This window comes from Gemmatimonas aurantiaca T-27, from assembly GCF_000010305.1.
GTDB lineage: Bacteria > Gemmatimonadota > Gemmatimonadetes > Gemmatimonadales > Gemmatimonadaceae > Gemmatimonas > Gemmatimonas aurantiaca.
The window spans coordinates 413074-440067 of record NC_012489.1 but is presented as its reverse complement, the minus strand read 5'-3'; the positions used below and the strand labels follow the sequence as shown (position 1 = coordinate 440067).

Below are 26994 nucleotides of genomic sequence, written 5' to 3'. Positions count from 1 at the left end.
ATTGAAGAAATGAGATTCTGTTTACACGGATGTGAGCGATGAACATTCCGCTCTCCATCCTCGAACTCGTGTCGATCACCGAGCAGACCGATGCCCGGGGCGCGTTGGACAATGCTCGGGATCTCGCCGCCCACGCGGAGCGTTGGGGCTACAACCGTATTTGGGTGGCGGAACACCACAACATGCCGGGCATCGCGAGCGCGGCGACGTCCGTGGTGCTGGCCCATATCGCCGCCGGCACGAACACCATCCGCATCGGCGCGGGTGGCATCATGCTGCCCAATCATGCGCCCTATGTCATCGCCGAGCAGTTCGGGACGCTCGAACGGCTCTTCCCAGGGCGTGTCGATCTTGGACTGGGTCGTGCGCCGGGCACCGACGGTGTCACGCTGCGTGCGTTGCGCCGCACACCGGATGCGGCCGAGCAATTCCCTCAGGACGTGATGGAGCTGCAGTCGTGGCTGGCTCCGGTGGCGCCTGGTCAGCGCATTGTCGCGGTGCCGGCCGCCGGCACCGAGATCCCACTCTGGATTCTGGGCTCGAGCCACTTTGGCGCGATGCTGGCCGCCGAGTTCGGGCTGCCGTATGCGTTTGCCTCGCACTTCGCACCGGCCGATCTGCTGCCGGCACTCGGCCTCTATCGCGATCGGTTCAAGCCGTCGCATCAGCTCGATCGCCCGTACGCGATGGTCGGCGTGAACGTCATTGCGGCCGACACCGATGCCGAAGCGCACCGGTTGGCCACCACCCAGCAGATGGCCTTCACGAACATCTTTCGTGGTGCGCGTGGCCTCGGACAGCCGCCCATCGACGACATCGAGACCTACTGGACACCCATTGAGAAGGCGCAGGCGGGTCGCATGCTGGCCCGCTCGATCGTCGGCTCACGGGATACCGTGCGAGCGGGGCTCGAGGCGCTGGTCGAGGAGACCGGTGCAGACGAACTCATTGTCGTGTCGATGATCTACGACCATGCGGCGCGACTGCACTCGGTGAAGCTGACGGCGGAAGCGGCAGGGCTACTGTAGGTCATTCTTTTTTGCCGCGGAAACGCGCGGAAAGCGCAGAAACTCACGGAAACAGAACAGCTTTGTTGTTTGATCCGTGTGGTTTCCGCGCTTTTCCGCGTCATCCGCGGCAAGGCTTTTCCCGCGCCAGACTCAGAACGCGTAGCCGAGCGTGACGAACAGAGCCCGGGCCGGCAGTACGAAGTACCGCACGCGCCCAGAGCCTGACACGGCGCCACTGCCGAACTTCTGAGTGTCGCCGAGGTTCACACCGCGCACCATCACGGTGAAATCCCGCACGGCCACGCGGGCCGATGCATCGACGGTGTAGTAGTCGGGAAGAATACGATCAGCGCTGCTGGTGTTGTCGAGGAATGCGCGTGACTGGTAGCGGCCTTCCAGGCTGAAACCCAGTCGCGGCGTGGGCAACACGTCCACACGATGCGTGGTGATGAAGCGCGGCGTGAGCATCGGCTCTACATCCCGGCGCACCACCGGCGTTCCACGCGACGAATCGGTGAACTGCTTGATGCGATTGTCGCTCCACGTGGCGTTGCCGGCGAAGACCAGTTTGTCGACACCGCGATAGGTGGCATCGAGTTCAACGCCACGGCGATAGCTGCTGCCCACACTGCGGCGTGGGATGGCGCCGGATGCTGTTGGCGCGCCGATGCGGGCCAGATCGTTCCGGAAATCCATGCTGTACAGATTGGCCGACACGTCGAGCGCGGAATGCGTGTACGTAAGACCCAGTTCGGTGTCGTGCAGGCGTTCCGGCTTCACGCGCGAGAGATCACCGAAGCCGGCCACATTGTCCGCGTTGAGGTCATCTTCACCGGCGAACATGTCACTGCGCGCGGGCTCTCGGCTGGTGATGCCATAGCTCGCGAAGGCCGACAGTCCGGGACGCAACGTCATCGTCACGCCGGCCTTGGGATTCAGGAATGCCCAATCGATGCTGCGCTCCGTGATACCGGCATTCTCCGATGGGTCGTAGCGGAATTGCGCCCATCGTCCCTGTACGTCGGCAAACCAGCGTGCGCGGCCCACGTCCACGGAGGCCTTCACGAACGCGCTGGCGTCCTGCTTGTGGCCGGTGTTGTCATACAACTCGGTATCGGGCTGAAAGTACGCCCGATGCGCCCGCTGGTAGGTGTTCGCATTGACACCCGTGTTGAGGCGCACCGCCCCCCGCTCCACGTTGTACGCACTGGTCACGCCATACCAGGTGTGAGCCAGATTGTAGCGGTACCGATCAGGCAGGTCGAAATAGTCGTAGTTGCCGCTGGCCGAGTTGCGATAGAGCGTGGTGTTGAAGCTGCCACCGTCGGCACGTGCGTGCGTGTAGGCGAGCGACACCATCTGCTGGCCAAACTTGTCGCGTTCGTTCGGATACAACGGGTTGTAGCGGCGATTCTCCGCGAGCTCGGCCAGTGTGGCACCCGTATACGAGAGCGTATCGGCGAGCTGTCCCACGATGGCCGTCACCTTCACAATGTCGCGGTCACCGAACCAGCCCGCGCCAAGGAATGCCGAGCGCCCCATGACACCCGAGTGATCACGATAGCCGTTGGTGCGCAGGGCACTCACGCGGCCATACGCGGCGAGGCGATTGTCGCCAAGACCAGAATTGAAAGACGCGCTGGCCCGCTGTGCCCCAAAAGAACCCAGTTGCACTTCGACGTCGCCGCTGCGCTGCTTCCGCGCCACCGGCATGGTCTCGAAGTTGATCGAACCCGCATACGACGCCGTGCCGGCCGTGCTGGTGCCCACACCACGTTGCACCTGCACGCTCTGCACGTTGCTCATCAGATCGGCCAGATTGGCGAAGTACAACACCTGGTCTTCCGGATCGTTGAGCGGCACACCGTCGATGGTGATGTTGATGCGCGTCTGATCGAGACCACGCAAACGCAGGTAGCTGTAGCCCCACTGCGTGCCCGTCTCGGTGTGGGCGGTCATCGAGGGGGCAGCCTGCATGAGCAGCATCGGCACATCCTGACCGAAATGCCGCGCGGTGATGGCCGCACGCCCGATGGTCTTTTGCGCGATCGGCGCTTCATTGCCGGCGCGGATGGCGTTGACCAGCACCCCTTCAATGCGGCGGGCCGTGGTGTCGGACGTGGCCGTGTCCGGACGTGTGGGTCGCGTGCCTTGCGCATGAAGCGCTACGGGCGCGAGCGTAAGCACCACGATGGACAGAGATGCGGCGGCCGTGCGAAGACGGCCAGGCCGCGGCGTGCGCCCATGGCGCACGAGGCTGCGACGAGACATCAGATTGGACTCCCTACGCCGGTACGAACCGGATCAGGTTCTACGGGACTCTCTCAGCCTGCGCACACTGGCGGCGCCGGCACCCCGGTCATGTGCCTCAACCCTAATTAGCTTTGCCCGTCATGACCAGCCTCTCCGCGTTTTGCCACTGGCTCGACGCCCACGGGTCGTCCTGCATGGAGGTCGCCGGCTTCCTGACCGGTGTCGTGAACGTGTGGCTGGTCACGCGCCAGAACATCTGGAGCTGGCCGATCGGGGTGGCCAACGCGCTGTTCTACACGGTGGTGTTTGCGCGCACGGGCCTCTATTCCGACACCGGCCTGCAGGTCGTGTATTTCGTGTTGTCACTGTATGGCTGGTGGCATTGGTGGCGCGGTGGACCGACGGCGGACACACTGCCGGTGACACGCACATCACGCGCACTGGCATTCCGTCTCTCGCTCATTGGCGTGATCACCTGGCTGTTGTTGTGGACCATCACGGCACGTATTCCCGGTGCCGCTTTGCCACACATCGATTCAGCACTCGTCGCCGCCAGCCTCATCGCGCAGTGGATGATGACGCGCAAGCTGGCCGAGAACTGGCTGGTGTGGATCGTCGTCGACATCATCTACGTGGGTGTATTCATCAACCGGCAGTTGCCGCTCACGGCGGTGCTGTATGCCGTGTTCTTTGCATTGGCCGTATCGGGACACATGCAGTGGCGCGCGTCGTGGCGTAATGCCCAGGCTGACGAGCAGCCCGCATGACACGACTGCGACGGGTGGTGATCACCGGATCGGAGAGTGTCGGCAAGACCACCCTGGGCCTACAGTTGGCGGCACACTACCACGTGCTGTGTGTCCCCGAGTACGTACGCGAGTTCACGCGCCTGAAGGGCACGCCGCCGGTGTTGGCCGATCGTGAGGGATTGGCCCGTGGTCAGGCGTCCTACGAAGACGAGTACATCGATCGTTCGCGAGCACTCGGCAACACTCTGCTGCTGCACGACACGGATCTGGTGAGCAATGTGGCCTACAGTCACCACTATTTCGGCGACTGCCCGCCCGCCCTCGAAGCGCTGGCCATTGCCCGACGTGCGGACCACTATCTCCTGCTCGACATCGATGTGCCGTGGATTGCGGACGGCGTCCGCGATCGAGGGGATCGCCGAGAGGAGATGCACACGCTGTTCGTGACCACACTGGATCGGCTTGGCGCCCCCTACACCATCGTGCGAGGCGACTGGCCTGAGCGCCTGTCCATCGCTACGAATCTCATCGACACACTGCTGTCTTCACCACCGTCTCCCTTCAACCTTGCAGACCATGAGTGAAAATCAGAACTACGCCAATCACACGCAGCTCACGCCGTACTACCATTTTTTCACCAGCCCCCTGGCCGCGATCTTTCTGATCTGGACAATCGTCCGATTTGTGAAGGCGCCAGGCGCGGAGACCGGCTACTTCCTCGTCGGCAGCCTCGCCCTCATCGGCGTGGTGGCCGTCTCGCGACTCTCTCCCCTGCGCGTGCAGGATCGTCTGATCCGGCTCGAGGAGCAGGTACGCTTCCAGCGTGTGTTGTCACCGGAGCTCACCGCGCGTGCCATCACCACGCTGCGCCCGCGACACTACGTCGCGCTGCGCTTTGCCAGCGATGTCGAATTGCCGGCTCTCGTTGAGCAGGTGATTGCCAATCCGGCTCTCACGTCCAAGGAGATCAAGCAGCAGATCAAAGCCTGGCGGGGAGATCGGTTCCGCGTCTGACGGGTACAGCGGGGGGAACACTGATGACACAAAAACAAAACAGATCGACACAGATACAACACTCTTTATTGTGTGTGCTGTTCGGCTGTTGATCGTTGTCAGGCCGTATCTGCGACTATCTGCTTTGTTTTTGTGTCATCAGTGTTCCCCCCGCTGTACCGCCTACCCTTTCGAAGGCGCCGTTGCCAGCAATGCGACGGGCAATCCACCATTGCTCGTGCGCAACAGCGGCGACACCGACAATCGCAACTGACCGAGCAGCGCACGATCGTTGGGCATCAGCATGGCGAGACGCCACCCGCGTCCGCCGACGCGCAACACGTCGCCGAGTCGCGCGTAGAGTCCGCGCAGATCGGCCCCGTCACCGATACGGTGTCCGTAGGGCGGGTTGGTGAGCAGCAGACCTCGAGCGCCGTATTGCGCGAGTTCCGTTTCCGAGAGTGCTCCCTGCTCGATGGTGACATCGGCCAGCACACCAGCGCGTTCCGCATTGGCGCGCGCTGCCACGATCGCCCCGGCGTCACGGTCGCGCAGCACGATGGGCACCCCGATGCTCGGACGCACCTGCTGCTGCGCGCTCTCCCGGACACCGGCGTGCATGCTCGCATCGGCGTCGGGCCAGTGCTCCATGGCGAAAGAGCGGGTCAGCCCCGGCGCGATGCGACGCACACGCAACGCCGCTTCGATACCGATCGTGCCGGAGCCCGCAAACGGATCGACCAGCGGGATTTCGCCGTCCCAGGGCATCGCCGCCAGCATGACCGCGGCCAGTGTCTCCCGGAGCGGCGCCTTGGCGATGGCCTGCCGCCAACCGCGACGGTGCAGCAACGTGCCCGAACTGTCGGCACTGATCACGCAGTGATCGCGTTCGAAGCGCACGACGATGAGCTGCGTTGGCGCATCCGGTGCCAACGTTTCGGACAACTCATCGTCCTCGTCCTTTGCCGCAGCTCCGAGGATCTGCGCATTGGGCACCGCATTCACGATGCCACGCGCCACGCGCTCGGCCACCGCGTCCGAGTGATAGAGCCGAGACTTCCGGCACGTCACCCGCAACTGCACCGGCACTGCAGGCGAGATCACCCGCGTCCATGGCACCCGGGCGGCCTGCTTTTCGAGCGTCGCAAAATCCCGGGCATCGAAGTGCGCGAGCCGCACAATCACCCGGCTGGCCAGCCGCGACCAGCAATTGATCGTGAACAGCTCGCGGGGCGTGACCTGCACCGCCACACCGGCCGCCGTCACCTCCACCGGCGTGATGCCCAGCGTGGTGCATTCGGCCGCAATCAACGGCGCCAATCCCGGTGCGGCAATCAGGAACGCGTCGAGCGGTGGCTGCGAAATGGTGGTGCGGCGATGACGATCAGGCTGCCTGTTGTTCACCGTTGTCGCGAAGCCGGCGACTGACAAACGGCACGCGTGAGCCACGGGCGAGCAGGAGATGCCAGAACTCCTCCTCATCGAGAGGCGGCGAGAACAGGAACCCCTGCCCCAGCTCACATCCCAGGGTGAGCAGATGCCCACGCTGGGCCTCCGTCTCGATCCCCTCCGCCACGGTGTTCATCCGCAGCGTATCCCCGAGCGCCACGATCGCGCTGGCCAGTACCGGTCCTTCGCCCCCCTTGTCGATGACGTCCACGAACGCTTTGTCGATCTTCAGGATGTCGATCGGATAGCGCTGCAGATAACTCAGGGAAGAATAACCGGTACCGAAGTCGTCGATGGCCAATGACACGCCCAGTTCCTTGAGCGCCGTCAGACGCGCCATGGAGACATCGGTGTTTTGCATCAACATGCTCTCGGTGATCTCGAGCACGAGTTGCGTCGGATCGAGTCCCGTCTCTTCCAGGGCCTGACGGACATCGTCCACGATCCCGGCATCCTGCAGTTGTCGACCCGACAGATTCACCGTGATCCGCGCCGCAATTCCACGCTCGCGGGTCCACCGCTGCGCCTCACGGCAGGCCCTGCGCAAGACCCATTTGCCGATCGGCACGATGAGCCCCGTCACCTCGGCGATCGGAATGAATACGCCCGGCGGCACCGTGCCCCGCTCGCGGCACAACCACCGCACCAGCGCTTCGGCGCCGATGATGTTGCCCGTATCGAGTTCCACGATGGGCTGGAACTCCAGGAAAAACTCTTCCCGTTCGATGGCACGGCGGAGATCGGCCTCCACCACCAGCCGTTCCAGCGCCGCGTCATGCATTTCCTGTTCGAACAGGACGTGCTGTCCCTTGCCGCGGGTTTTGGCCACGTACATCGCGACGTCCGCGTTGCGCACCAGCTCATCGGACGATTCACCGCGTGACGAACGCGCGATGCCGACGCTGGCGCTCACGAACACTTCCTTGCCGCTCAGCATGAATGGCCGCGACAGGGCCGTCCCGATGCGGGAAGCCACCACCAACACCTCTTCCACCGACTGCGCGTCTTCCACCAGCACGGCGAACTCGTCGCCACCCAAACGGGCGATCAGGTCACTCGAGCGCACACACGACGCCAGACGGCGCGCGGCGTCCACGAGCAGGCGATCACCGGCGGCATGGCCGAGCGAATCGTTGACCGTCTTGAAGTTGTCGAGATCGAGGAAGAGCACCGTCACCGGCGAGTGCTGGCGAGCACCGCGTGCCAGCGCATGGCCCACCTGGTACAGGAACAGCGACCGGTTGGCGAGATCCGTGAGAGGATCATGGAACGCCTGGTGGATGTACTGCTGCTTGATCATGCTCTGCTCGGTGACATCACGCGAGTTGAGCACGAGGCCGCGCACCACAGGCTCCCGCAACAGGTTGGTGCCCACATTGTCGACGGTCATCCAGCTACCGTCGGAGTGCGCCAGACGCCACTCCCGCTTGAGCACACCCGGCGAACCCGCACCCGTGCGGGCACCGGATCGCGCCAGTTCTTCGAGGAACTGCACGGCGTGCTGCTGATCTTCCACGTGCAACAGGGACAACAGATTGGTGCCCACGATCCGTGACGGTTCATGACCGAACACCGTGGACATGGACGGGCTGGCAAAACGCAGCGTGCCATCCGGGTCCACAATCATGATGACATCGCTGGAATGCTGTACCAGCGAGCGGAACCGGGCTTCACTGTCGCGCGCGCTGGCTTCGGCCAGTGTGCTCACGGCCTCACGAGACGCGGCGAACTGCCGCACGAAGGCGATGGCGGTCAGTGCGGCCGCCCCCAGCACCAGGCCAAGCAGCGGCTGATGCCGCTCCTCGAACGCCATGCGCAGGAGCAGCGCAAACCCCGGCACCACGGCGGCATATGGCAGAATGCTGACCGAAGGTCCATCCCGGTCGCGCGACGGGCGTACATCGCGCCGCATCACGGTGGCACTGCTCAACCAGCCTGCGGCCGCCATCAGGAAACAGGCCGCGGGCCGCACCACAAAACCGAGATCGGGCAGTCCTTCGCCACCATGCATTTCACTGATCGACGCGACGTGGCCGAGGAAACGCACGAGCAGTGCGCCACCAATGAGCACGAGAATGTTGGCCCGGGGGATCAGCGCCGTGCGTCGCCACAGGATCGAAGCCACCAGCACCAACACCAGATCCAGCACCGACAACACGTGCAGGAGCTGAAACGCGATCTGCACGAGCGGCCCATCGGCCAGTCGTGCCGTACTGAGGTTGTACCACGCCACCAGCAAGCCACCGACGACCACCGTCGCGATGTCGAGCCACAATTTCGACTTGTCGGTGTCGCTGTGCGGAGCACTGGGAAGCTGCAGCAGGGCGACCAGCATCAGGAGCGGCCCGCTCAGCGTCAGACTCAGACGCACCGTGGTATCCAGCCACGCCACCGGGAGGATGGGCATGAAGCGCAGCCAGGGCGTGACCATCACCAGCACCAACACAGTGATCAGCAGCCGCCAAAACTTCCGGCTGCCCAGATCCAGTGACAGTTCACGCGATGCGCGCCACGCGAAATACAGTGCCACGCCGGCGACCGGGAACGGCGACAGGAGTCGCAGTACACCAATGACGCCGAAGAAATCGATGGAACGCCCATGGAGCGACACCAGCCACACCGTCACGATGGCGACGTAGACGGCCGCGGATCCGATGAGGTAGTGTTCCCAACGTGCATTTGGCGCCCCGGCAGGTACGGCCGAAAAGCCGCGGACCGGCGTAGGGCGATCAGACCGAGATCGAGTCTCGGCTCGACGCGACGGCGCGTCGGACACTGGTGACATGGGCAGAGCGACGGTGAAGTAGGGCGGTTGGTCCCAGAGCAGGACGACCACCGGGCACGACCGTCACCCCACCGGCTTGGATTGTGTGTCGCCGGACACGGATCGGGATGACGAGCGCCGGTCGATTCGCCAGACCACCCGGAATGCCAGGAGGACAGCGACCACCGTGCCATAGAAGATCGGCTGGGTTATGTCCTTCTTGACTGCCCACACGAAATGAAAGCACGCGGCAATCGCGGAGACATAAACCAACGCATGCAAACGATTCCATCGGACGCCGCCCAAACGCCGGATGGAAGCCTTGGTGGACGTCAGGGCCAGCGGGATCATCAACACGAAGGCCAGCATCCCCAACGTGATGTACAAATGCTTGACGATGTCCTTTCCGATCTCGGCCCAATCGAAGAACCAGTCGAGCACCGTATACACGGACAGGTGCCCGAGCGCCCAGAAGAAGGCGGCAAGGCCGAGGAATCGGCGCTGAGCCACCAGCCATCCCCACCCGGTCAGGCGCATGAGCGGGGTGACCGCCAGCGACGCCGCCAGAAACCGCAGGGCCCACAGCCCTGAGAGCCGTTCGAGTTTATCGATCGGATCGGCACCGAGCTGGTTGAGCAGTAGCTGCGCCACCAGCATCGGTACCGGCAACACGACCAGAAGCCAGAGCGCCGGTCGCACCCAACGGCGGACCGGCGCCTCCAGCGCAGGAAAACGGGATTTCACCAGGGACTCAGTAGTTCTTCCGCAGATCCATGCCGGAGTACATCGACGCGACCTGGTCGGCGTAGCCGTTGAACATCAGCGTATTGCGACGCAGGAACTCACCGATACGGCGCTCCTTCCCCTGGCTCCACCGCGGGTGATCCACGGTCGGATTCACGTTGGCGTAGAAACCGTATTCGCTGGGATTCGCGTCGTTCCAGGTGGTATTGGGCATCTTGTCGGTGAAACGGATCTTCACGATGCTCTTGATGCCCTTGAAGCCGTACTTCCACGGCGTCACGAGACGGAGCGGCGCGCCGTTCTGATTGGGCAGTGCCTTGCCGTACATGCCCGTGGCCAACAGGGTGAGCGAGTTGTTCGCCTCGTCCATGCGCAGCGCCTCCTTGTACGGCCACGGCAGCACCGCGCGGCGCTGCCCGGGCATGCGCTTGGGATCGAGCAGCGTCGTGAACTCGATGAACTTGGCGCTCGGCAACGGTTGCAGCCGGGTGATGACATCCTTGAGCTGCACGCCCTGCCATGGGATCACCATGGACCAGGCTTCGACGCAGCGCATACGGTACACCCGATCCTGCACCGGCAGCTTGCCGAGCAATTCGTCGAAGGTGTAGGGACGCGGCGTCTTCACCATGCCCTCCACGTTCACCGACCATGGCATCGGCTGGAAATCCTTGGCCTGCTCCTTCGGATCTTCCTTGCCGGTACCGAACTCGTAGAAGTTGTTGTAGCTCGTCGCGTCTTCTTCAGGCGTGACCTTATCGTCCTGCATGGCGCCAGCACGGGCCACACCTGGCAACACGGCGCTGCCAAGGGCGATAGCTCCGACCGTCCCCATGAAGGCACGCCGGTTCTGGTAGAACCCCTCGGGGGTGATCTCCGAGGAGGCGATGTCGTCGGGCTTGCGAATGAGCATGGCCGGTCAGGTGAAGGAATCGGACAGGTACCTACATTTTATCAGGACGCACAGCATTCGGTTCCCGTTCGAATCGCCGGTACACCGACCCTTCGGTTTCTGATCAGGGTCGCTCCCTCACTGCACAGACCCGATGCGCTATACCACGCTTGGTACTACGGGACTCACCGTCTCCCGGATCTGCCTCGGCTGCATGACCTTCGGTACCCCAAACTGGCGGCCGTGGGTGCTGTCGGAGGCCGATTCCCGCCCGTTCTTCCAACGGGCGATCGAACAGGGCGTCAACTTCTTCGACACGGCCGACATGTATTCCCTGGGCGTGAGTGAGGAAGTGACGGGGCGCGCGCTACGGGAATTTGGCCGACTGGACGAACTGGTCATCGCGACCAAGGTGAACTACCCGATGTCGGACGGCCCCAACATGCGCGGACTCTCGCGCAAGCACATCGTGCAGGGGTGCGAAGCCAGTCTCCGACGGCTCGGCATCGATACGATCGATCTGTACCAGATCCATCGCTTCGACCCCCACACACCCATCGACGAGACGCTGGGGGCGCTGGAGCACTTGGTCCAGTCAGGCAAAGTGCGCTACATCGGCGCCAGCTCTGGGTGGGCGTGGCAGTTTGCTCGCGCGCTCAGCGCGAGCGAACGGCGTGGCTGGGCGCGTTTTGTGAGCATGCAGAACCACTACAACCTGCTCTACCGCGAAGAGGAGCGGGAAATGCTGCCCCTGTGTGCCGCGGAAGGCATCGGTGTGATGCCCTGGTCGCCGCTGGCGCGCGGTCTGCTGGCCGGATCCCGTGCCAGCGTGAGTGATCGCAGCGCGTCCACGCGAGCGGCCACCGATACCTATGGCCATACGCTGTATGACGATACGGTGAGTTGGTCGGTGGTGGACGCCGTGCGCCGCGTGGCCGAAGCCCGCGACATTCCGATGGCGCAGGTGGCACTGGCCTGGCTGCTCTCCAAGCCGACCGTGACGGCGCCGATCGTCGGGGCCTCCAAGCTGGCACAGCTCGACGATGCCATTGCCGCCGTCAACGTGGATCTTACCGCCGACGAGATCGCGCAACTCGAAGCGCCGTATCGGGCGCAGCCCGTTCGCGGACACGACTGAGCGCCGTCAGTCGAGCGTCTTGGAGAACCGTCTCACGCTCACGGTAAAGAGCACGAATGCCAACAGGGACAGCGCGCCCAATTGGCGAAGCAGGTCACCCACGCCGATGCCCTTGAGCAGCACCCCGCGCAGGATGTCCAGAAAGTAGGTGAGCGGCAGCAACAGCCCGAGCCACTGTGCCGGCTCGGGCATCGCGGCGCGGGGAAAGATGTATCCCGACAGCAGGATGTTGGGCAGCAAGAAGAAGAAACTGAGCTGCATGGCCTGCACCTGACTGCGGGCCACCGTGGAGATGAGCAGCCCCACGCCGAGACTGGCCACGATGAACACCAGGGAGAGCAGATACAGCAGTGGCAGGCTGCCCTGGATGGGGATGTCGAAAAACCACACCCCCAGCGACAGCACCACCGTCATCTGCACATAGCCCACCAGCATGAACGGGATCAACTTCCCCAGCATCAGGCTCGACTTGCCGATGGGCGTGACGATGAGCTGCTCGAGCGTGCCGCGTTCGCGCTCCCGCACGATGGCGGTGCTGGTGATGAGAGTCATGGTGATGGTGAGTAACACTCCCACGATGCCCGGCACGATGAACACCGCACTCTTCTGCGCGGGATTGTACCAGGGACGCACGCGGATCTCGACAGGCGGCTGCAACTGGTAGCGCGTCGCCAGAAGCTGGGCGCCCCGTGCCTGGGCAGCGAGTTGCGCACCGGAGATCGCCGCACCCGATGACTGTGGATCGGCGGCGTCGATGAGCAACTGCGCGACCCCCGTCTTCCCGCTGCGCAGATTGCGCTGGTAGTCCGGCGGAATGACCAGCGCCACCCGCGCGTCGCCACGCTCGATCCAACGCCTGGCCACGTGGCGATCAGGTACGCTGGTGATGATGCGGAAATTGTCGGTATTGGCGAGCACCTGCACCAACTGACGACTCTCGCTGGAACGGGATTCGTCCACGACCACCGTGGGCAGTTTGCGCACATCGGTCTGGATGGCATACCCGAAGAGCAACAACTGCACGGCGGGTAGTCCGGTCATCATGGCAAACGTGAGCCGGTCGCGCCGGAGCTGCAGAAATTCCTTCCACAGCATGGGCCACACGGTCCAGTGTCGGATGCGATCGAACAGGCGCGCCACCATCATCCCGCCACACCTTGCTGTTCGTCACGCTGTTGCAGCATGACGAACACATCTTCGACCGTCTTGGCGTGAAACTGTTCGGTGATCTGCGCGGGTGTCCCAACACCGATCAGATGACCGCGCGACAGAAAGGCGAGCCGCTGACAGCGTTCGGCTTCGTCCATGTAGTGCGTGGTGACCAGTACCGTGGTTCCGCCGCGGGCGAGGGTGTAGATGATCTCCCAGAACGTGCGCCGCGCTGCGGGATCGACACCGGCGGTGGGTTCATCGAGAAACACGAGATCCGGTTCGTGCGCCGTGGCACAGGCAAGGGCGAGGCGTTGTTTCCATCCGCCACTCAGCGTGCCGGCGCGCTGCGTGAGACGTCCGCCGAGTCCAAGCGCTTCGATGTGCTGTTCCAGTCGACGCTCGCGTGCGCGACCCACGAGTCCATACACCGACGCGTAGAACCGCAGATTCTCGAACACCGTGAGTTCATCGTACAGACCATAGCGCTGCGACATGTATCCGATACGACGGCGCACCGACTCGGCGTCAGTGGTGATATCGAACCCGGCCACCTGCGCGGTGCCGCTGGTGGGCAACACCAGACCGCACAACATGCGGATGGTCGTGGTCTTGCCCGAACCATTGGGACCCAGGAGTCCAAACACTTCTCCGCGGGCAATTTCGAGATCGAGACCGGCAACGGCGACGAGTGTTCCGAAGCGCTTGTGGAGCGCCTGTGTACGCACCACCGCCGCGGAACGATCAGGGCTGGTCACGCGGTGCCGTGGGGAGTTGCACGGTGACGGGCAGCCCCGCGCGCAAGCGTGCCGTGGGATCGGCAAATTCCACCTTCACACCAAACAGCAGGTCGGCGCGTTCCTGCTCGGTGAGCGCCACGCGTGGTGTGAATTCTGCTTTGGTGGCAATGGCCGCGATACGACCACGGTAGCGCGTGGTGTCACCGTCGAGGCGGGCCGTCAGCGAATCACCGGGCTTGAGATGCGGCAGCACAAATTGCGACACGTAGATTCGAGCCCAGGGACGTGACGGCTGCCCCACCGTGATGGCACTCTGGCCGGCCTGGAGCACCTCGCCCGGTTCCACGTTCCGACTGGAGACCACGCCGTCGACGGTGGAAAGCAGCACCAGATCACTGGCCGATGCCCGTGCTCCCTGCACGGCGGCCTGGGCGCTGCGGGCCTCGGCGGCCGCAACCTCACGCTGCTCACGTCGGGCTCCGGCGCGCAGCAACGCCAACACATCGCGGGCCGCGTCCCGTCGCGCCGCCGCCATCCGAGCTCCCGCACGGGCCGCGTCGAGGGTGGCACGACTCACATTACTGCTGGCCGCCAGTGGTTCGAGACGCGCCAGATCGGCGGCCGTGCGCTCCGCATCGGCATCGGCAGCCCGCAACTCTGCTTCCGCCCGTGCGATCTCCTCCGGCCGGGCACCGCGGGCAATGTCACGGGCATTCTGCCCTGCCGCGTCGGCACGTGCCTCGGCCTGTGCGGTGGAGGCAGCCAGCGTGGGGGTGGAGAACACCGCCAGCGTGTCACCGACCCGTACCACATCACCTTCATTGACCAGCACACGCACCGCGCGCGCCGGCTGCAGCGGTCCGACATCGACCTCGATCATCTCGAGGGTCCCAACAGCGGTGGAGGTCGAAGTGGCGGAGCGGCAGGCGCTGGCACTGACGCCCAGCAGCACGGCGGTCATCGAACGGCGAAAAGCGCGAGAGTGCTCCATGGGCCCTAGCATGTCAGGCCCCCCGAGTGATGGCAACCCCGCAGGGGATCCGTTGCCAGCGGCATCGACCGACTTTCGACCCACATTTGCGGGTGACGTTAGGTTGCACCCCATGTCCGACCCGTCCGATCTCCCGCCCACACTTGCCAGGACGCTGCGCCAATTCCGGCTGCTCGGCCGCGAAGACAAGATGCAGGCGCTGCTGGCTTGGTCGAAGAAGCTGGAGCCGCTGCCGGAGCGCTTCGCCACGCTCGATCGCGCGGCGTTCACCGTGCCGGAGTGCCAGACGCGGGTGGACATTTTTCCCGAACGGCAGGCCGACGGCACGATGCACTTCTACGCCGACGTGAACGCGCGCCAGTCCCCCACGGTGGCGGCGGTACTAGCCATCACCTTTGCGGCGGTGAATGATCAGCCGCCGTCGGTGACGCTGGCGTTGCCGTCGGACTATGTGCGGCTGCTCATGACCGATATCGGACTCGGCGCGCGGGAGGCGGGACTGGCTGCCATGGTGGCGCGTCTCAAACGCTTTGCCACCGATCCAACTCCTGCCGCTGTATCGCCCCCCTCTCCTTGATGAACTCCCTGATATGATCGGTACGGTGCTGAATTGGTGGGCGTGGGTGGAAACCGTGGTGTGTGTGCTTATCGGCACACCAATCGTGGCCATCGTGTACGCCTTCACCGCGCCTTTCGACAAGGGACGGTATGCGGCGGGACGGGCATTCCGACTCGTGGCCGTCTGCGCCACCCGCATCAATGGCCTCTGGAGCTTCCACACCCGCGGACGACTGGCCGACCCACGACGTCCGTATGTCGTGGTCGCCAATCATGAGTCCTATGCCGACGTCTTCCTCATCAGCTGCTTTCCGTGGGAAATGAAGTGGCTGAGCAAGGATACGATGTTCAAGATCCCCTGCATGGGTTGGATGATGCAGATGGCCGGCGATGTGAAGCTGGTGCGTGGCAATCGCGACTCGACGCTCGATGCCATCGCGCAGTGTCGGGACCGCCTCGCAAAGCGCGTGAGCGTGATGATCTTCCCCGAGGGCACCCGCTCACGCACATCGGAAATGCTGCCGTTCAAAGACGGCGCCTTCCGGTTGGCGATCGAGAGTGGCGCGCCGATCCTGCCCATCGCCGTGGCCGGGACACGCAACGCCATGGCCAAGGGCACGTTTCGTTTCCTGCGCTCGCGGGCGTTGGCCGAGATGCTGGAGCCCATCGAGACCAAGGGCATGACGATGGCCGATATCGGCACGCTCAAGCAGATGACCCGCGAACGTATCGATGCGGGGCGTCGTAGGCTTTCGGCCGAACTGGGCCTGCCCAAGTGCGCCACCGACAGCGCGGAGACCTGAGCCCTCCGCCATGAACGCGCCGCGCACCGAAGCGGAGCTGGAGGCACGGCTCTCCGAACCCGATGATGCCACCGTCAGTGCGCTGACGTCGCTCGATGGCGATGTGCTGGTGTTGGGCGCGGGTGGCAAGATGGGCCCCTCGCTGGTACGCATGGCACGGCGCGCACTCGACGGCACGTCACGACGTGTGATCGCGGTGTCGCGATTCAGCGATGCCACCGCGGCGACTGCTCTGGAAGCGCTGGGTGTGCAGGTGATTCGGGCGGATCTCGCCGACCCGCACGCGGTCGCCGCGCTGCCCCACGCACCAAACGTGCTGTGGCTGGCCGGACAGAAGTTCGGCACATCAGGGGACCCCGTGGGCACCTGGACGCAGAATGTGGTGGCGTCCGTCCATGTCGCCGAGCGCTACGCCGGATCACGCATCGTGTGTTTCAGCACGGGCAATGTGTACGGGCGCGTGGTGCTGCCAAGCGATGGTTCGCGTGAAACCGATGTATTGCGCCCCGACGGCGAGTATGCCGCCTCGTGCATCGGCCGCGAACGGGTGTTTCAGAGCGTGACACATCGTACGGGCTCGCCCTTGTTGCTGTATCGCCTGTTCTATGCGAACGACCTGCGCTACGGTGTGGTCACGGAAGTGGCGCGCAAGGTACTGAACGGCGAACCGGTGGCGCTGGACACCGGGTACGTGAACGTCATCTGGCAGGGCGACGCCAATCGCCTGGCGCTGCGCGCGCTTGGCGAAGCCTCGGTCGACGCCCATCAACAGCCGCTCAATGTCACCGGCCCGACGGTCAGCGTGCGGACGATCGCCGAGTGTGTGGCGCGCCACGCTGAGGTGCCCGTGACCTTCAGTGGCGCAGAGGGTACCGAGGCGCTGATCGGGGATGTGACCGCACTGACGCAACGATTGCCACACCAGGCCTTGCCGCTGGAGACACTCTGCGCATGGGCGGTACGCTGGATCCGCGATGGGGGTCGCCTGCTGGCCAAGCCCACCAAATTCGAGGTGCGTGATGGGCGTTTCTGACAGCACCGCGGTGTTCAACGTGCGGCGGCACTTGCAGCAGGGGCAGGTGATCCCCGCCCATCCGTTGGCGCTCACGCCCTCGCGCACGTTGGACGAGCGACATCAGCGGGCGTTGACGCGCTACTACGTGGCCGCCGGTGCGGGCGGCATGGCCGTTGGCGTGCACACTACCGGCTTTCCGATCCACGATGCCAAGATCGGCCTGTATCGTCCGGTGCTCGAGTTGGCCGCAGAAACGGCGGCGACGGCACTGACCAATGATCCACGTCCTTTCGTGCGTGTCGCAGGGCTCATCGGCGATACGGCCCAGGCGTTGCGCGAAGCCCAGATGGCGTTGTCTCTCGGCTATCACTGCGGGCTGTTGTCATTGGGTGCATGGCGTGAGCACACCGACGCCGAGATCATTGCGCACTGCCGTCGCGTCGCGGAGGCCATTCCGCTGTTCGGGTTCTATCTCCAGCCGGCCGTTGGTGGTCGTCGACTGAGTTACACGTTCTGGCGGGAGTTCGCGGAAATCGCAAACGTAGTGGCCATCAAGGTGGCGCCGTTCGATCGGTATGCCACTTTGGACGTGGTGCGTGCACTGGCCGACGCCGGACGCGACGACATCGCGCTGTACACCGGCAACGACGATGCCATCGTGCCCGATCTGGTGACCGATGTGCCGGTCACCAGTGGAGGCCGTGCGTATACTCGGCACTTTGTCGGCGGACTGCTCGGGCAGTGGGCCGTGTGGACCTCGCGTGCCGTGGAAATGCTGCGCGAGATTCAGGCCTGGCGCGCCAGCGGTGCCACCTCGCTACCGAATGCGTGGCTGACACGTGGAGCGGCGCTCACAATGGCCAATGCCGTGATCTTCGATGCCGCCAACGGGTATCGTGGCTGCCTGCCAGGTATTCTCGAGGTGCTCCGCCGACAGGGGTTGGTGCGTGGCACCTGGACCTTCGACACGCACGAGCAACTCTCGTCGGGTCAGGCGGACCTTCTGACACGGCTGCAGACCCTGCACCCGGAGCTTGTCGATGATGCTTTCATCGACCTGCACCGGGACGCGTTCTTTCGCTGACCCAAGCGTATCAACGGGTCCAGATCACGATGGACCCGCATCCCTCGGCAGGCACGTGATACTGCGGCGGAATACTGCCGGCGCTGGCGTACACTTCAATGCCTTTGATCTGTGATCCGGGTATGACACCGAGCAGATCACTGTATGGGTAGACGACACCAGGCCCCGGCCACGGGCCATCCACCAGGAACCGCAGACCGTCGACAAAGAACACCGGAATACAGGTCGACTGGCCAAAGCCGCGCATGTACGGCATTCCACGGACTACGCCTCCATCCACCCGGATGCCCCGGACTCCAATGAGAGCGTTCGTCAGATCCACGGCGCCATGCCGACGGATATCGCTTTCCGTCACGAAGGCACCAAGTCCCATCCGCCGCCGATCATAGAATCCTGCCTGTTCGAAACTGGCACGGTATCGCTCGGATGTCTTCAACGTCGGCAGTATCTGCGGCAATGGCGCGAGCACGAAGCTGGTATCCAGCACAGCGCCGGTGGCAAACTCCAGACTCTGCAGCGTCGGCAAAGATCCGACCGAACGGATATCGATGGTTCGAGTACCTGCGGCGATGCCTTCCAGGCTGAATAGGCCGCTACTGTCCGCGCGGGTCACCCGACCCGTGCCTATGACACCGACAGCCGCGAACGCAGCCGGCGAACGGTCCGCCCGAAGAATGCGACCACGCAGCATCGCCGTACCACGGACGTTGTCGCGCGATATGATGGAATCCACCACACTCACATGACGCGCCGCCGTGTCTCGCAGGCTCATCCCCAACTCGGTCCGCCCCAGCAAACGATCGTCGAGCACGACACGCGACGGCCCGGCCACCACGCCATTGTGCCGTACCCGCACCGACAGAGGCACCTGCGTCGGTACATTGCACAATACAAACATGCCCTTGGCGTCGGAGCGTGCCGCCATCGCGACGCCCTTCGGCGTTGAGCCGTTCGACCCCACCGTGTACTCCAACCACTCGGTGGCCACGGCCGCCCCGACGATCGGCGTGCCATCGTCGATATCACGCACCCGCCCAACTATGACCCCGCCATCGTTGTCGCGTCCATCGGCGCACAGTTGCGCATACATGCGCACGGCCGGTGGGATCGTCACCGTGGCCACGGCGCCCGAGGCCACAACGTCGACGGCCGTGGGCGGCAACTGCAAATCGAGCGAATCGAGCAACGGGTGCAACACGCCCAGCGTGGCGCGCCCAAGCGGCACACCGTCAAATCGAAAGCGTCCCAGTGAATCACTCGTCGTGTAGCGATTCTGCTCGACGATCACCACGGTGGCACCGACCAGCGGCGCGCGCGTTCGTAACGAATCCAGCACAATGCCCTGGATGTGCGCCTGTGCAATGGCCGCAGAGGGTGCACCGAGGATGGCAACACACACCGCGAATGCGGGAATCAGCATCCTGCGAACTCGCGGGTACGCGAACGGCAGACAACATGCCATGATCCACCTCAATTGACGCTGGTCATGCTATTGGGATTCACCCACTCTCTCTGAACGATAGAGACCATCGTCTGCCCGTGCACCCTATGTTCCCCATGAGTCCGCTGGCGTGAAGGCTGACCGGTGGCGAATGGAGAGGCGCTCGGCGTTCGCGTTGTCCTACGCGCCCAGCTCGAAACGCAGCATGCCTTCCAGTTCTGGAAAGTCCCACCGGAACCCCGCACGTTCGAGCACGCCAGGACGGACCCGCTGACTGGCCAACACGGTCAGGTCGGCCATTTCAGCCCCCAGCACCATCCGCAAGGCAAAAGCCGGTGCGGTGGCCAAGGTCGGGCGATGCAGCACCTCCCCCATCACACGCGTGTACTCGTCGTTGGTGACGGCTTCGGGAATGACCAGATTGACCGGCCCGCGCACCGCACCTTCCATGAGGCAGAAGTGCACCGCGGCCATGTGATCGGACAACGCGATGGGGCTCATCCACTGCGAACCGTCGCCGAGCTTCCCGCCGACCCCCCAACGGAAGAGGGGCGCCAGCTTGGCAAGAGCGCCTCCACGAGCCCCCTGCACAATGCCGGTGCGCAAATGCACCACACGAATACCGGCGCGTTCAGCAGGTGCGGTCGCACCTTCCCACAAGACGGCCGTCTGTGCGAGGTAGTCGTCGCCGGGCACACTCGATTCATCGAGCACCTCGTCACGGCGGTCGCCGTAATACCCGATGGCCGACCCGCTGAGCAACACCGCCGGTTTGCGATCGAGCTGTGCCAACGTATGCGCCAACAGCGACGTGCCCTCCACCCGACTCGATCGGATGGCCTCACGATGTGCCTTGGTCCACCGATCCGCGATGGATGCACCAGCCAGATGCACCACGGCGTCGATGCCCTCGAGCGCACGGGGATCCAATTGTCCGCGCTCGGGATTCCAGGCGACATCCACCACGCCAGGCCGTACGTCGCCACGACCAATGCGCACAACCTCGTGACCACCAGTGGTCAGAAACGCCGACAGTTGGGTGCCGATGAATCCGCTCGCACCGGTGATGGCAATGCGCAGACGTGGCCGTTCCGCGTAGGCCGCATGTCGTGCCAGATCATTCACGAGCAAACGATGGCGGTAGGTGAAAACCCGATCGAGGGTATCCCGGGTGAACCATCCGGCGGCCATCTCACCGACGACACCAAGGGGCAACGCATAGCGGATATGGTCCTCGAGGACACTGCCACGTCCGTCCGCTTCGAAACGGTGGGTATGCACCCACTCGTCGAACGGACCTTCGAGCTGCACATCGCGAAACTGTCGATTGGCGACATAGTCGCGGTGTTCGATGCGCCACGTGGATGGCACCGGGCCGGTGTGCATGCGCACGGTGACGCGTGCACCGTCGTGAATGCCTTCATGCGGCACCAGCAGTTCCATGTCTTCCCACGGTGGCGACAGTCGCTGAAACGCGCCCGGTCGCTCGTGCCAGGCAAAGAGCTCTTCGACGGACACCGGCGTGTGCACCCGCCGAACGAACTCACCGTGCGCTTCGCTGGATGTTTCGTCGCGCCTGTCGTCCATCGATGTTCCCGTGCCGAGTGTGTGCCGTCACCAACCGCCAGCGTCTTCGAGATCGAGCACCCGCCAGCAATACCAACTGGCCACGCTCGCCCACGGCCGCCAGGTCTTTGCGATCTTCTCGAGGCGTGCCGCGTCCGGAAGGGCCCTCGTGCGATAGATGCGCTGTGCTCCTTTGCGCACGCCAAGATCGAGCACCGGCAACACATCGGGGCGACCCAGTCGGAACATCAGAAACATCTGGGCCGTCCACGGACCAATCCCACGGACCGGGACCAGCGCGTCAATGATCTCCTGATCCGACATGACATCGAGGCGATCGAGCGGTAGCCGCCCGTCGATGACATGCTGCGCGAGGTCCTTGATGGCCCGCACTTTGGCCACCGACAGACCACATCCGCGCAGCGCGTCATCGTCGATCCCGAGCACCGACTCCGGCGTCGGGTGCTCGGTTTCCACACCGAGATGCGCCGACACGTGTTTCAGGAAACGTCCGTGAATCGTCGTAGCGGCGGACCCGGAGAGTTGCTGATACACGATGTTGCGGGCGAGGTGCCCGAAGTGTGTCCCTTCGGTACGGGGCAGCAGCGTGCAGGGCCCCACGGCGGCAATCGCCGCGCCAAGCCGAGTATCTCGCTCGGAAAGCTCGGCGATCGCCTGCGTGAGTCGACGGGTGGTCAGTGGCTTGGCAATCGCCGAAGCGGGTGCGGGAGCTGAAACGTCCCGCACGGAGACACTCGTCCGCTTCTTTGCGGGAGACATTACATCTTCGAGGTGAACATGATGTGCGCCTTGGCGGTGCCCGGGAGCATCAGCCACGGCTTGGTGTCTGACGGTGTGGTGGAGAGTCCGGTGCTCTGTGGGGTAGCGAAGGGGATGTACACCACGAACAAGCTGCGGCCATTCTTCACGGTGTTGGACGCGGCATCATAGGCGTCCTTCGCACCGAAGATCTGATACAACGCGGCAGGCTGCGTGGGCATCTTGATCTTGCCGGACTTCACTTCGGCAAACCGCACGGTGTCCACCTGGGCGCCAGTGGTGCCCTGCAGACGGAGAGAGCGGCCACGGGCCATGAAGGGGTCCATGGAGTCGGCGTAGCAGGACACATGGAACTGCTCTTCGGCCGGATCGTCGGCCAGACAGAGCATGCCATTTTTGGTGGGGCGGAGAACTTCGAGCTTGCCGACCGTCTTATATCCGAGAACTCCTGCGCCATCCCGCATTTCGGTGGGCAGCGCCAACACGGCAGCAGCAATCTGTTCGGCAACCGGCGGAGCCTTTTGGGCTGTGGCGGTCGCCAGGGGCAGCAGCAGGGCCGTGAGGGCGACGCTGATAAGACCAAAGGCGGGGCGTGCGGCGGGAACGGACACGTTTAACTCCAAGAAGAAAAGAGACCGACTGACGACGCTGTTGGTTGGACTGCAAGATGCCATATTCTACGGGTTCTATGCCGTCTCCCACAAATACCGCATCGAATGAAACGCTGGTGCGTTTCGCGAGGCGGATTTCGCATGACCTGAACAACTTTTCCACGGTCGTGCGGACCTACAGCGAGCTGCTACTGTCGGAACTGCCGCCGGATTCGTCGACGTATGCTGACGTCAGTGAGATCCAGCGGGCGGCAGAGAGCATGGTGCAATACCTCGCCCGGGTGACACGATTCGCCCGGGCCGGTGCGATGCGTCGGGTGCCGATGGACGTGAGCAGTGGTATCGCGGAAGCCGTCGAGCAGTTCGGCCGCGAACATCCGACTCGCGAGGTCGCGATGTCGCTCGCCCCCGGGGTCTCCATCCTGGCCGACCAGATCTGGTGGCGGGATGTCATGGCGGAGGTGCTCCTGAATGCCCATGAGGCAGCGCCACCGGAGTCCCGTATCACGGTGGCGGTGCAGGCGCTCGGTGATCGCGTCGAAGTCACGGTGACCGATACCGGCAGCGGTGTGTCCACATCGCTCGGCGATCAGGTGATGGAGCCGTTTGTGTCTGGCAAACAGGGCGTGCGCGGCGCGGGCATCGGCCTGGCACTGGTTGCCGCGTTCCTCGAAGTGGTGAACGGGTCCATTGCCTTCGAGCGCGAGGACGGCCGCACCACGGTGCGCCTGGAGATGCCGGCCGCCAACTGACGCGGGCCGCCGAACACCACAGGCCAGACGTACAAACAGCACGCGGCGACCAGACCCGGTCGCCGCGTGCTGTTTTTATGGTGGTCTTCCGGAAGCTCGTTACGGCGTCACGTGCGTACTGCGGGACTTCACGGCGTTCAACAGCGCATCAGCGACATCACCCAGGGGCAGCACATCGACCGCCGCATCGAGCTTCACCGCTTCGCGCGGCATGCCATATACCACACAGGTGTCTTCGTTCTGCGCCACCGTATAGGCACCGGCTTCGCGCATGGCGAGCAGTCCCTTGGCACCATCGGCACCCATACCGGTCAGCACCGCCCCCACCGCATTGCGACCGGCGCTGCGGGCCACACTCTGAAAGAGCACGTCCACGGCAGGCCGCTGGTGATGCACCTTGGGACCGTCCTTCACCCGGCACACCCATCGTGCCCCGCTGGCCTGCAGCACCAGATGCTTGCCACCCGGCGCCACGAGCGCGAGTCCGGACACGACATAATCCCCATCCTTCGCCTCCTGCACGCGGATGGAGCACACGGAATCGAGACGCTTGGCAAAGGATGCCGTGAAATGCTCCGGCATATGCTGCACGATCACTGTGCCCGGTGCATCGACGGGGAATCGTCGCAGCACCTGCTCGAGGGCCTGCGTGCCACCGGTGGAAGCGCCGAGCGCAATCACCTTGTTGGTGGCATTGAAGGTCGCAATGGCCGGACGCGCCGTGGGTGGTTCGGCACTTTCGATACGACGTACCACGCGCGCATGCGAAGCGGTGCGCACCGCCCGGGCGAGGTCTTCCACGATATCACCGGCACCCAGCGAAGAACCTGGCTTGGCGATGACCTCCACCGCCCCGAGGGCCAGTGCGCGCAAGGCGGTCTCGCTGTTTTGTGGTGTCAGTGAACTGCAGACCACCACCGGCAGCGGAAAATGCCGCATCAGCTTGGACAGGAACGACAGTCCGTCCATGCGGGGCATTTCGATATCCAGCGTGATGACATCCGGCTTGAGCTGTGCGATACGTTCGCGAGCCACATACGGATCGGTGGCCGTGCCCACGACCTCGATATCGTCGTGTTTGGACAGCGCCTCACTGAGGATGCGCCGAACCAGCGCCGAATCGTCGACGATCAGTACACGCGTCACCCCGGGCTTGCGCAGCGACGGCGATCGCTCGCCGACCCGGCCCTGGGTGTCGGCCAGACCGCTCAAGGCCGGTGTCAGGATCGTGCTCACGCCGCAGCGACCGCCTGCGCCGACGGCGTATCCGCATGGCGCTCGCCGAAGAGATAGAGCAGCGTTTCCACCCGCCCTTCCTCCACGCCGATCTCCACACGCGCCGACGGCTCATCGCGGTCACGGGACGGCAGCGCGCCGCCTTCATGCACCAATGGAGCAGCCAGATTGAAGATCACGTCCGAGCCGGCGATGAGCGGCAGGACGTTTCCGCAAATGACATTGGCAATTTCGCCGAGTGCGTCGCGCTGCAGCGGCAGGTGCCGCGACTGGTCGGCGCCCAACATGTTGGCGGCGAGGGCCGGCAACACCACGCTGGATGCACGCACCACGAGACGACCGATCAGCGGACCGCGAAATTCCACGGACACCGCCACATCGAGCGGCGCCGCAGCCTGTTCGGGCGTCGGCTCCGTCTCGGGGAAGAGGAGCGCGAGCTCCTCAAAAGTCGCTATCGTCGCTCGCGACAGAGACCGGACCGTAGTATTCGACATCGGTGACTCCCGTTATACGCAGAATGGTGTCGCGCAGCGTCTCTGGCGCGAAGGGTTTGCGCACGATCGCGGCGCCAAGTTCCTGCAGCGCATGCAATCGTGTTTCACTGCCTTCCGTGGAGACCACGATCACCGGCAGTTGCTCCGTCTCGGGATTGGCACGCAGACGCCGCAGCATCTCCTCGCCATTCATGACGGGCATGTTGATATCCAGCAGCAGCAGGTCGACCCACTGCTCCTGCAGCGTAAAGAGTCCTTCCTCACCATTGCCGGCTTCATGCACCTGGCCCAGGGGAAGTCCACTCATTCGCAATGTCCGGACGACCATCTGCCTCATGACGGCACTGTCGTCCACTACCAGAACGTTGAAGGCCATGCGTCAGTCCGCTCTTCAGAGCTTGCTTTCGGTACCGTTGATCTTGAGCGTGACCTCACCCGAGGTCACATCGACCCACATTGTGCGCGACGTCTGAACACCACCCGTATCATGGGCGTGCACCATCACACCGTTCTTCCACAGGAGCTTGCGCAGCGCGATCATGTTGCGCTTGCCGATCTGGAAGCGATCATCCTCTTCACAGGCCCCGGCGTGCGCCCCACCCGCAACCTTCACCTGCATGCGTTCCTTCTTCGCACCCAGTTTGTAGCACTCCTTGAACAGCATGGGCACCCCACTGTCCACGAACATCGCCGGCTTGTCCTGCATCTTCACCGGATCGATCGTTCCCGTCGGTAGCATCACGTGCAACATGCCCGCGACACCCACCACTGGATCGTGGATCACGATCCCCAGGCAACTGCCCAGAGCGTACGTGATGATGCGCTCACCTGCCGTATTCGACACCTTGAGGTCGGCGACGCCGACCACCCGCTCCACGGCTCGCGCCGGCGCGATGATTCCCATGTTTACTTGACATAGACCGCGGGCTGCACGTACCGAAAACGGTGCGTGAGGCCGGTGAGACTCTCCGAATGCCCGACAAAGAAGTGGCCACCGGGGCGCAGCAACGCCCAGTAGCGCTCCACGAGCTGTTGCTGCGTGGCCTTGTCGAAGTAGATCATGACATTGCGGCAGAGAATGGCATCGAACGGTCCCTGCATCGGCCACCGTTCCATCAGATTCAGCTTCGCAAACTGGACCAGCTTGCGCAGTGAACGATCTGCTTCACAAACGGTGCGACCCGCCGTGTCCTGCTTCTGCGACCAGTACTTCTGCATCCACGCATCCGGCACGTCATTCATCTGCTCGGCGGGATACACTCCAGCCTTGGCTTGCGCCAGGACGCGATGACTGATGTCGGTCGCCAGGATTCGTACATCCCGTGACGCGATATCCCGAATGCCTTCGTTGCACAGCATCGCGAGCGTGTAGGGCTCCTCGCCGGATGAGCAGCCCGCGCTCCAGATGCGCACGGTGCCTGCCAGATTCGGAAACACCTCGCTGCGCAGGAAATCGAAGTGCGAGGCTTCGCGCAGAAAGCTCGTCTTGTTGGTCGTGAGCACGTCGATCATCTCGGCGAACTCGCGACGGGTCGGATCGCGTTCCACAAACGTGAGATACGCGTCGAAATCGGGGAGCTGGAGCTTGCGCAGCCGCTTCGTCAGGCGCGCACGAACCAGTCCTTCTTTCCCTTCCCGCATCCGGATCCCGGCATGCTCATGGAGCATGCGCGTGATCCGGGAAAACTGCCCGGCAGTGAGTTCACACTCCGAGAGAAAACCGGTCGGCGACTCGGTCACAGCCATTATTGGGATGTCCTGCGAACAGCGTGAGTACCGCGC

Annotated in this window: 27 protein-coding genes and 1 riboswitch; of the genes, 10 read left to right on the top strand and 17 right to left on the bottom strand. The window is 63.9% G+C overall.

The window, feature by feature from the left end; all coding sequences use genetic code 11:
• Nucleotides 1–38 precede the first annotated feature (38 nt).
• Nucleotides 39–1028 (top strand): LLM class flavin-dependent oxidoreductase, encoded by a 990-nt coding sequence (locus tag GAU_RS01985; RefSeq protein WP_012681878.1) that lies wholly within the window; start codon nt 39–41, stop codon nt 1026–1028.
• A gap of 132 nt (nt 1029–1160) precedes the next feature.
• Here the strand turns inward: GAU_RS01985 and GAU_RS21710 are convergent, their stop codons facing one another.
• A complete protein-coding gene (locus tag GAU_RS21710; protein WP_012681877.1) occupies nt 1161–3281 on the bottom strand; it encodes a TonB-dependent receptor in 2121 nt (706 codons plus the stop codon).
• Nucleotides 3275–3378: riboswitch (TPP riboswitch) on the bottom strand. It overlaps the preceding gene by 7 nt.
• 25 nt (nt 3379–3403) lie before the next feature.
• Between GAU_RS21710 and pnuC the strand changes: the two genes are divergently transcribed.
• From pnuC to GAU_RS20210, 3 genes are read left to right on the top strand one after another with little or no spacing between them, the layout of a single operon-like run.
• Nucleotides 3404–4030, top strand: a complete 627-nt coding sequence (pnuC, locus tag GAU_RS01975) for a nicotinamide riboside transporter PnuC (protein WP_012681876.1) — start codon at nt 3404–3406, stop codon at nt 4028–4030.
• Entirely contained in the window at nt 4027–4596 is a 570-nt protein-coding gene (locus tag GAU_RS01970; RefSeq protein ID WP_012681875.1) for an AAA family ATPase, read from the top strand. The genes pnuC and GAU_RS01970 overlap by 4 nt, the downstream gene beginning before the upstream one ends.
• Complete coding sequence (locus GAU_RS20210; RefSeq protein WP_012681874.1) at nt 4589–5026, top strand: DUF6526 family protein; 438 nt, start codon at nt 4589–4591, stop codon at nt 5024–5026. The genes GAU_RS01970 and GAU_RS20210 overlap by 8 nt, the downstream gene beginning before the upstream one ends.
• Before the next feature lie 162 nt (nt 5027–5188).
• Here GAU_RS20210 and GAU_RS01960 read toward each other — a convergent pair whose 3' ends face one another.
• The 4 genes from GAU_RS01960 to msrP all read right to left on the bottom strand — a co-directional run bounded on the left by GAU_RS01960 (nt 5189) and on the right by msrP (nt 10875).
• The gene (locus GAU_RS01960) at nt 5189–6409 is read right to left on the bottom strand and encodes a THUMP domain-containing class I SAM-dependent RNA methyltransferase (RefSeq protein ID WP_012681873.1); all 1221 of its coding nucleotides are present in this window, start codon (nt 6407–6409) and stop codon (nt 5189–5191) included.
• Entirely contained in the window at nt 6390–9080 is a 2691-nt protein-coding gene (locus GAU_RS20205; RefSeq protein WP_156798860.1) for a putative bifunctional diguanylate cyclase/phosphodiesterase, read from the bottom strand. Before GAU_RS20205 ends, GAU_RS01960 begins: the two co-directional genes overlap by 20 nt.
• A gap of 222 nt (nt 9081–9302) precedes the next feature.
• Nucleotides 9303–9962, bottom strand: a complete 660-nt coding sequence (locus tag GAU_RS01950) for a sulfite oxidase heme-binding subunit YedZ (protein WP_012681871.1) — start codon at nt 9960–9962, stop codon at nt 9303–9305.
• Between the two features lie 7 nt (nt 9963–9969).
• On the bottom strand, nt 9970–10875 hold the full coding sequence (msrP, locus tag GAU_RS01945) for a protein-methionine-sulfoxide reductase catalytic subunit MsrP (protein WP_012681870.1): 906 nt from the start codon (nt 10873–10875) through the stop codon (nt 9970–9972).
• A 133-nt stretch (nt 10876–11008) separates the two neighbouring features.
• Between msrP and GAU_RS01940 the strand changes: the two genes are divergently transcribed.
• Nucleotides 11009–11992: an aldo/keto reductase gene (locus GAU_RS01940; protein WP_012681869.1), complete on the top strand. Its 984-nt coding sequence runs from the start codon at nt 11009–11011 to the stop codon at nt 11990–11992.
• A gap of 6 nt (nt 11993–11998) precedes the next feature.
• Here GAU_RS01940 and GAU_RS01935 read toward each other — a convergent pair whose 3' ends face one another.
• The 3 genes from GAU_RS01935 to GAU_RS01925 are packed head-to-tail and all read right to left on the bottom strand — an operon-like array spanning nt 11999 to nt 14842.
• Nucleotides 11999–13138: an ABC transporter permease gene (locus tag GAU_RS01935; protein WP_197526031.1), complete on the bottom strand. Its 1140-nt coding sequence runs from the start codon at nt 13136–13138 to the stop codon at nt 11999–12001.
• Nucleotides 13135–13899 carry an ABC transporter ATP-binding protein gene (locus tag GAU_RS01930; protein ID WP_012681867.1) on the bottom strand — a complete coding sequence of 255 codons (765 nt, stop codon included), beginning with the start codon at nt 13897–13899 and terminating at the stop codon, nt 13135–13137. The genes GAU_RS01935 and GAU_RS01930 overlap by 4 nt, the downstream gene beginning before the upstream one ends.
• On the bottom strand, nt 13886–14842 hold the full coding sequence (locus GAU_RS01925) for an HlyD family secretion protein (RefSeq protein WP_041265165.1): 957 nt from the start codon (nt 14840–14842) through the stop codon (nt 13886–13888). The genes GAU_RS01930 and GAU_RS01925 overlap by 14 nt, the downstream gene beginning before the upstream one ends.
• 142 nt (nt 14843–14984) lie before the next feature.
• Between GAU_RS01925 and GAU_RS01920 the strand changes: the two genes are divergently transcribed.
• From GAU_RS01920 to GAU_RS01905, 4 genes are read left to right on the top strand one after another with little or no spacing between them, the layout of a single operon-like run.
• Nucleotides 14985–15449 (top strand): SufE family protein, encoded by a 465-nt coding sequence (locus tag GAU_RS01920; RefSeq protein ID WP_012681865.1) that lies wholly within the window; start codon nt 14985–14987, stop codon nt 15447–15449.
• Between the two features lie 13 nt (nt 15450–15462).
• On the top strand, nt 15463–16233 hold the full coding sequence (locus tag GAU_RS01915) for a lysophospholipid acyltransferase family protein (RefSeq protein WP_012681864.1): 771 nt from the start codon (nt 15463–15465) through the stop codon (nt 16231–16233).
• Nucleotides 16234–16243: 10 nt separating this feature from the next.
• Entirely contained in the window at nt 16244–17266 is a 1023-nt protein-coding gene (locus GAU_RS01910; RefSeq protein ID WP_012681863.1) for an NAD-dependent epimerase/dehydratase family protein, read from the top strand.
• On the top strand, nt 17253–18332 hold the full coding sequence (locus GAU_RS01905) for a dihydrodipicolinate synthase family protein (protein ID WP_041265164.1): 1080 nt from the start codon (nt 17253–17255) through the stop codon (nt 18330–18332). The genes GAU_RS01910 and GAU_RS01905 overlap by 14 nt, the downstream gene beginning before the upstream one ends.
• Nucleotides 18333–18342: 10 nt before the next feature.
• Here the strand turns inward: GAU_RS01905 and GAU_RS01900 are convergent, their stop codons facing one another.
• The 4 genes from GAU_RS01900 to GAU_RS01885 all read right to left on the bottom strand — a co-directional run bounded on the left by GAU_RS01900 (nt 18343) and on the right by GAU_RS01885 (nt 22730).
• Complete coding sequence (locus GAU_RS01900) at nt 18343–19752, bottom strand: carboxypeptidase regulatory-like domain-containing protein (protein ID WP_012681861.1); 1410 nt, start codon at nt 19750–19752, stop codon at nt 18343–18345.
• Between the two features lie 201 nt (nt 19753–19953).
• Nucleotides 19954–21360, bottom strand: a complete 1407-nt coding sequence (locus GAU_RS01895) for a TIGR01777 family oxidoreductase (RefSeq protein ID WP_012681860.1) — start codon at nt 21358–21360, stop codon at nt 19954–19956.
• Between the two features lie 27 nt (nt 21361–21387).
• Nucleotides 21388–22086 (bottom strand): DNA-3-methyladenine glycosylase family protein, encoded by a 699-nt coding sequence (locus tag GAU_RS01890; RefSeq protein WP_169307563.1) that lies wholly within the window; start codon nt 22084–22086, stop codon nt 21388–21390.
• A 32-nt stretch (nt 22087–22118) separates the two neighbouring features.
• Entirely contained in the window at nt 22119–22730 is a 612-nt protein-coding gene (locus GAU_RS01885) for a hypothetical protein (protein ID WP_012681858.1), read from the bottom strand.
• A 77-nt stretch (nt 22731–22807) separates the two neighbouring features.
• Here GAU_RS01885 and GAU_RS01880 point away from each other — a divergent pair, with 77 nt between their 5' ends.
• Nucleotides 22808–23482, top strand: a complete 675-nt coding sequence (locus GAU_RS01880) for a sensor histidine kinase (RefSeq protein ID WP_041265163.1) — start codon at nt 22808–22810, stop codon at nt 23480–23482.
• Nucleotides 23483–23581: 99 nt separating this feature from the next.
• Here the strand turns inward: GAU_RS01880 and GAU_RS01875 are convergent, their stop codons facing one another.
• The 5 genes from GAU_RS01875 to GAU_RS01855 all read right to left on the bottom strand — a co-directional run bounded on the left by GAU_RS01875 (nt 23582) and on the right by GAU_RS01855 (nt 26958).
• The gene (locus tag GAU_RS01875; protein ID WP_012681856.1) at nt 23582–24628 is read right to left on the bottom strand and encodes a protein-glutamate methylesterase/protein-glutamine glutaminase; all 1047 of its coding nucleotides are present in this window, start codon (nt 24626–24628) and stop codon (nt 23582–23584) included.
• Nucleotides 24629–24714: 86 nt separating this feature from the next.
• Nucleotides 24715–25212: a chemotaxis protein CheX gene (locus GAU_RS01870; protein ID WP_083765382.1), complete on the bottom strand. Its 498-nt coding sequence runs from the start codon at nt 25210–25212 to the stop codon at nt 24715–24717.
• Nucleotides 25160–25588, bottom strand: a complete 429-nt coding sequence (locus tag GAU_RS01865) for a response regulator (RefSeq protein ID WP_012681854.1) — start codon at nt 25586–25588, stop codon at nt 25160–25162. Before GAU_RS01865 ends, GAU_RS01870 begins: the two co-directional genes overlap by 53 nt.
• 15 nt (nt 25589–25603) lie before the next feature.
• On the bottom strand, nt 25604–26116 hold the full coding sequence (locus GAU_RS01860; RefSeq protein WP_012681853.1) for a chemotaxis protein CheD: 513 nt from the start codon (nt 26114–26116) through the stop codon (nt 25604–25606).
• 2 nt (nt 26117–26118) lie between these two features.
• The gene (locus GAU_RS01855) at nt 26119–26958 is read right to left on the bottom strand and encodes a CheR family methyltransferase (protein ID WP_012681852.1); all 840 of its coding nucleotides are present in this window, start codon (nt 26956–26958) and stop codon (nt 26119–26121) included.
• Nucleotides 26959–26994: the final 36 nt, after the last annotated feature.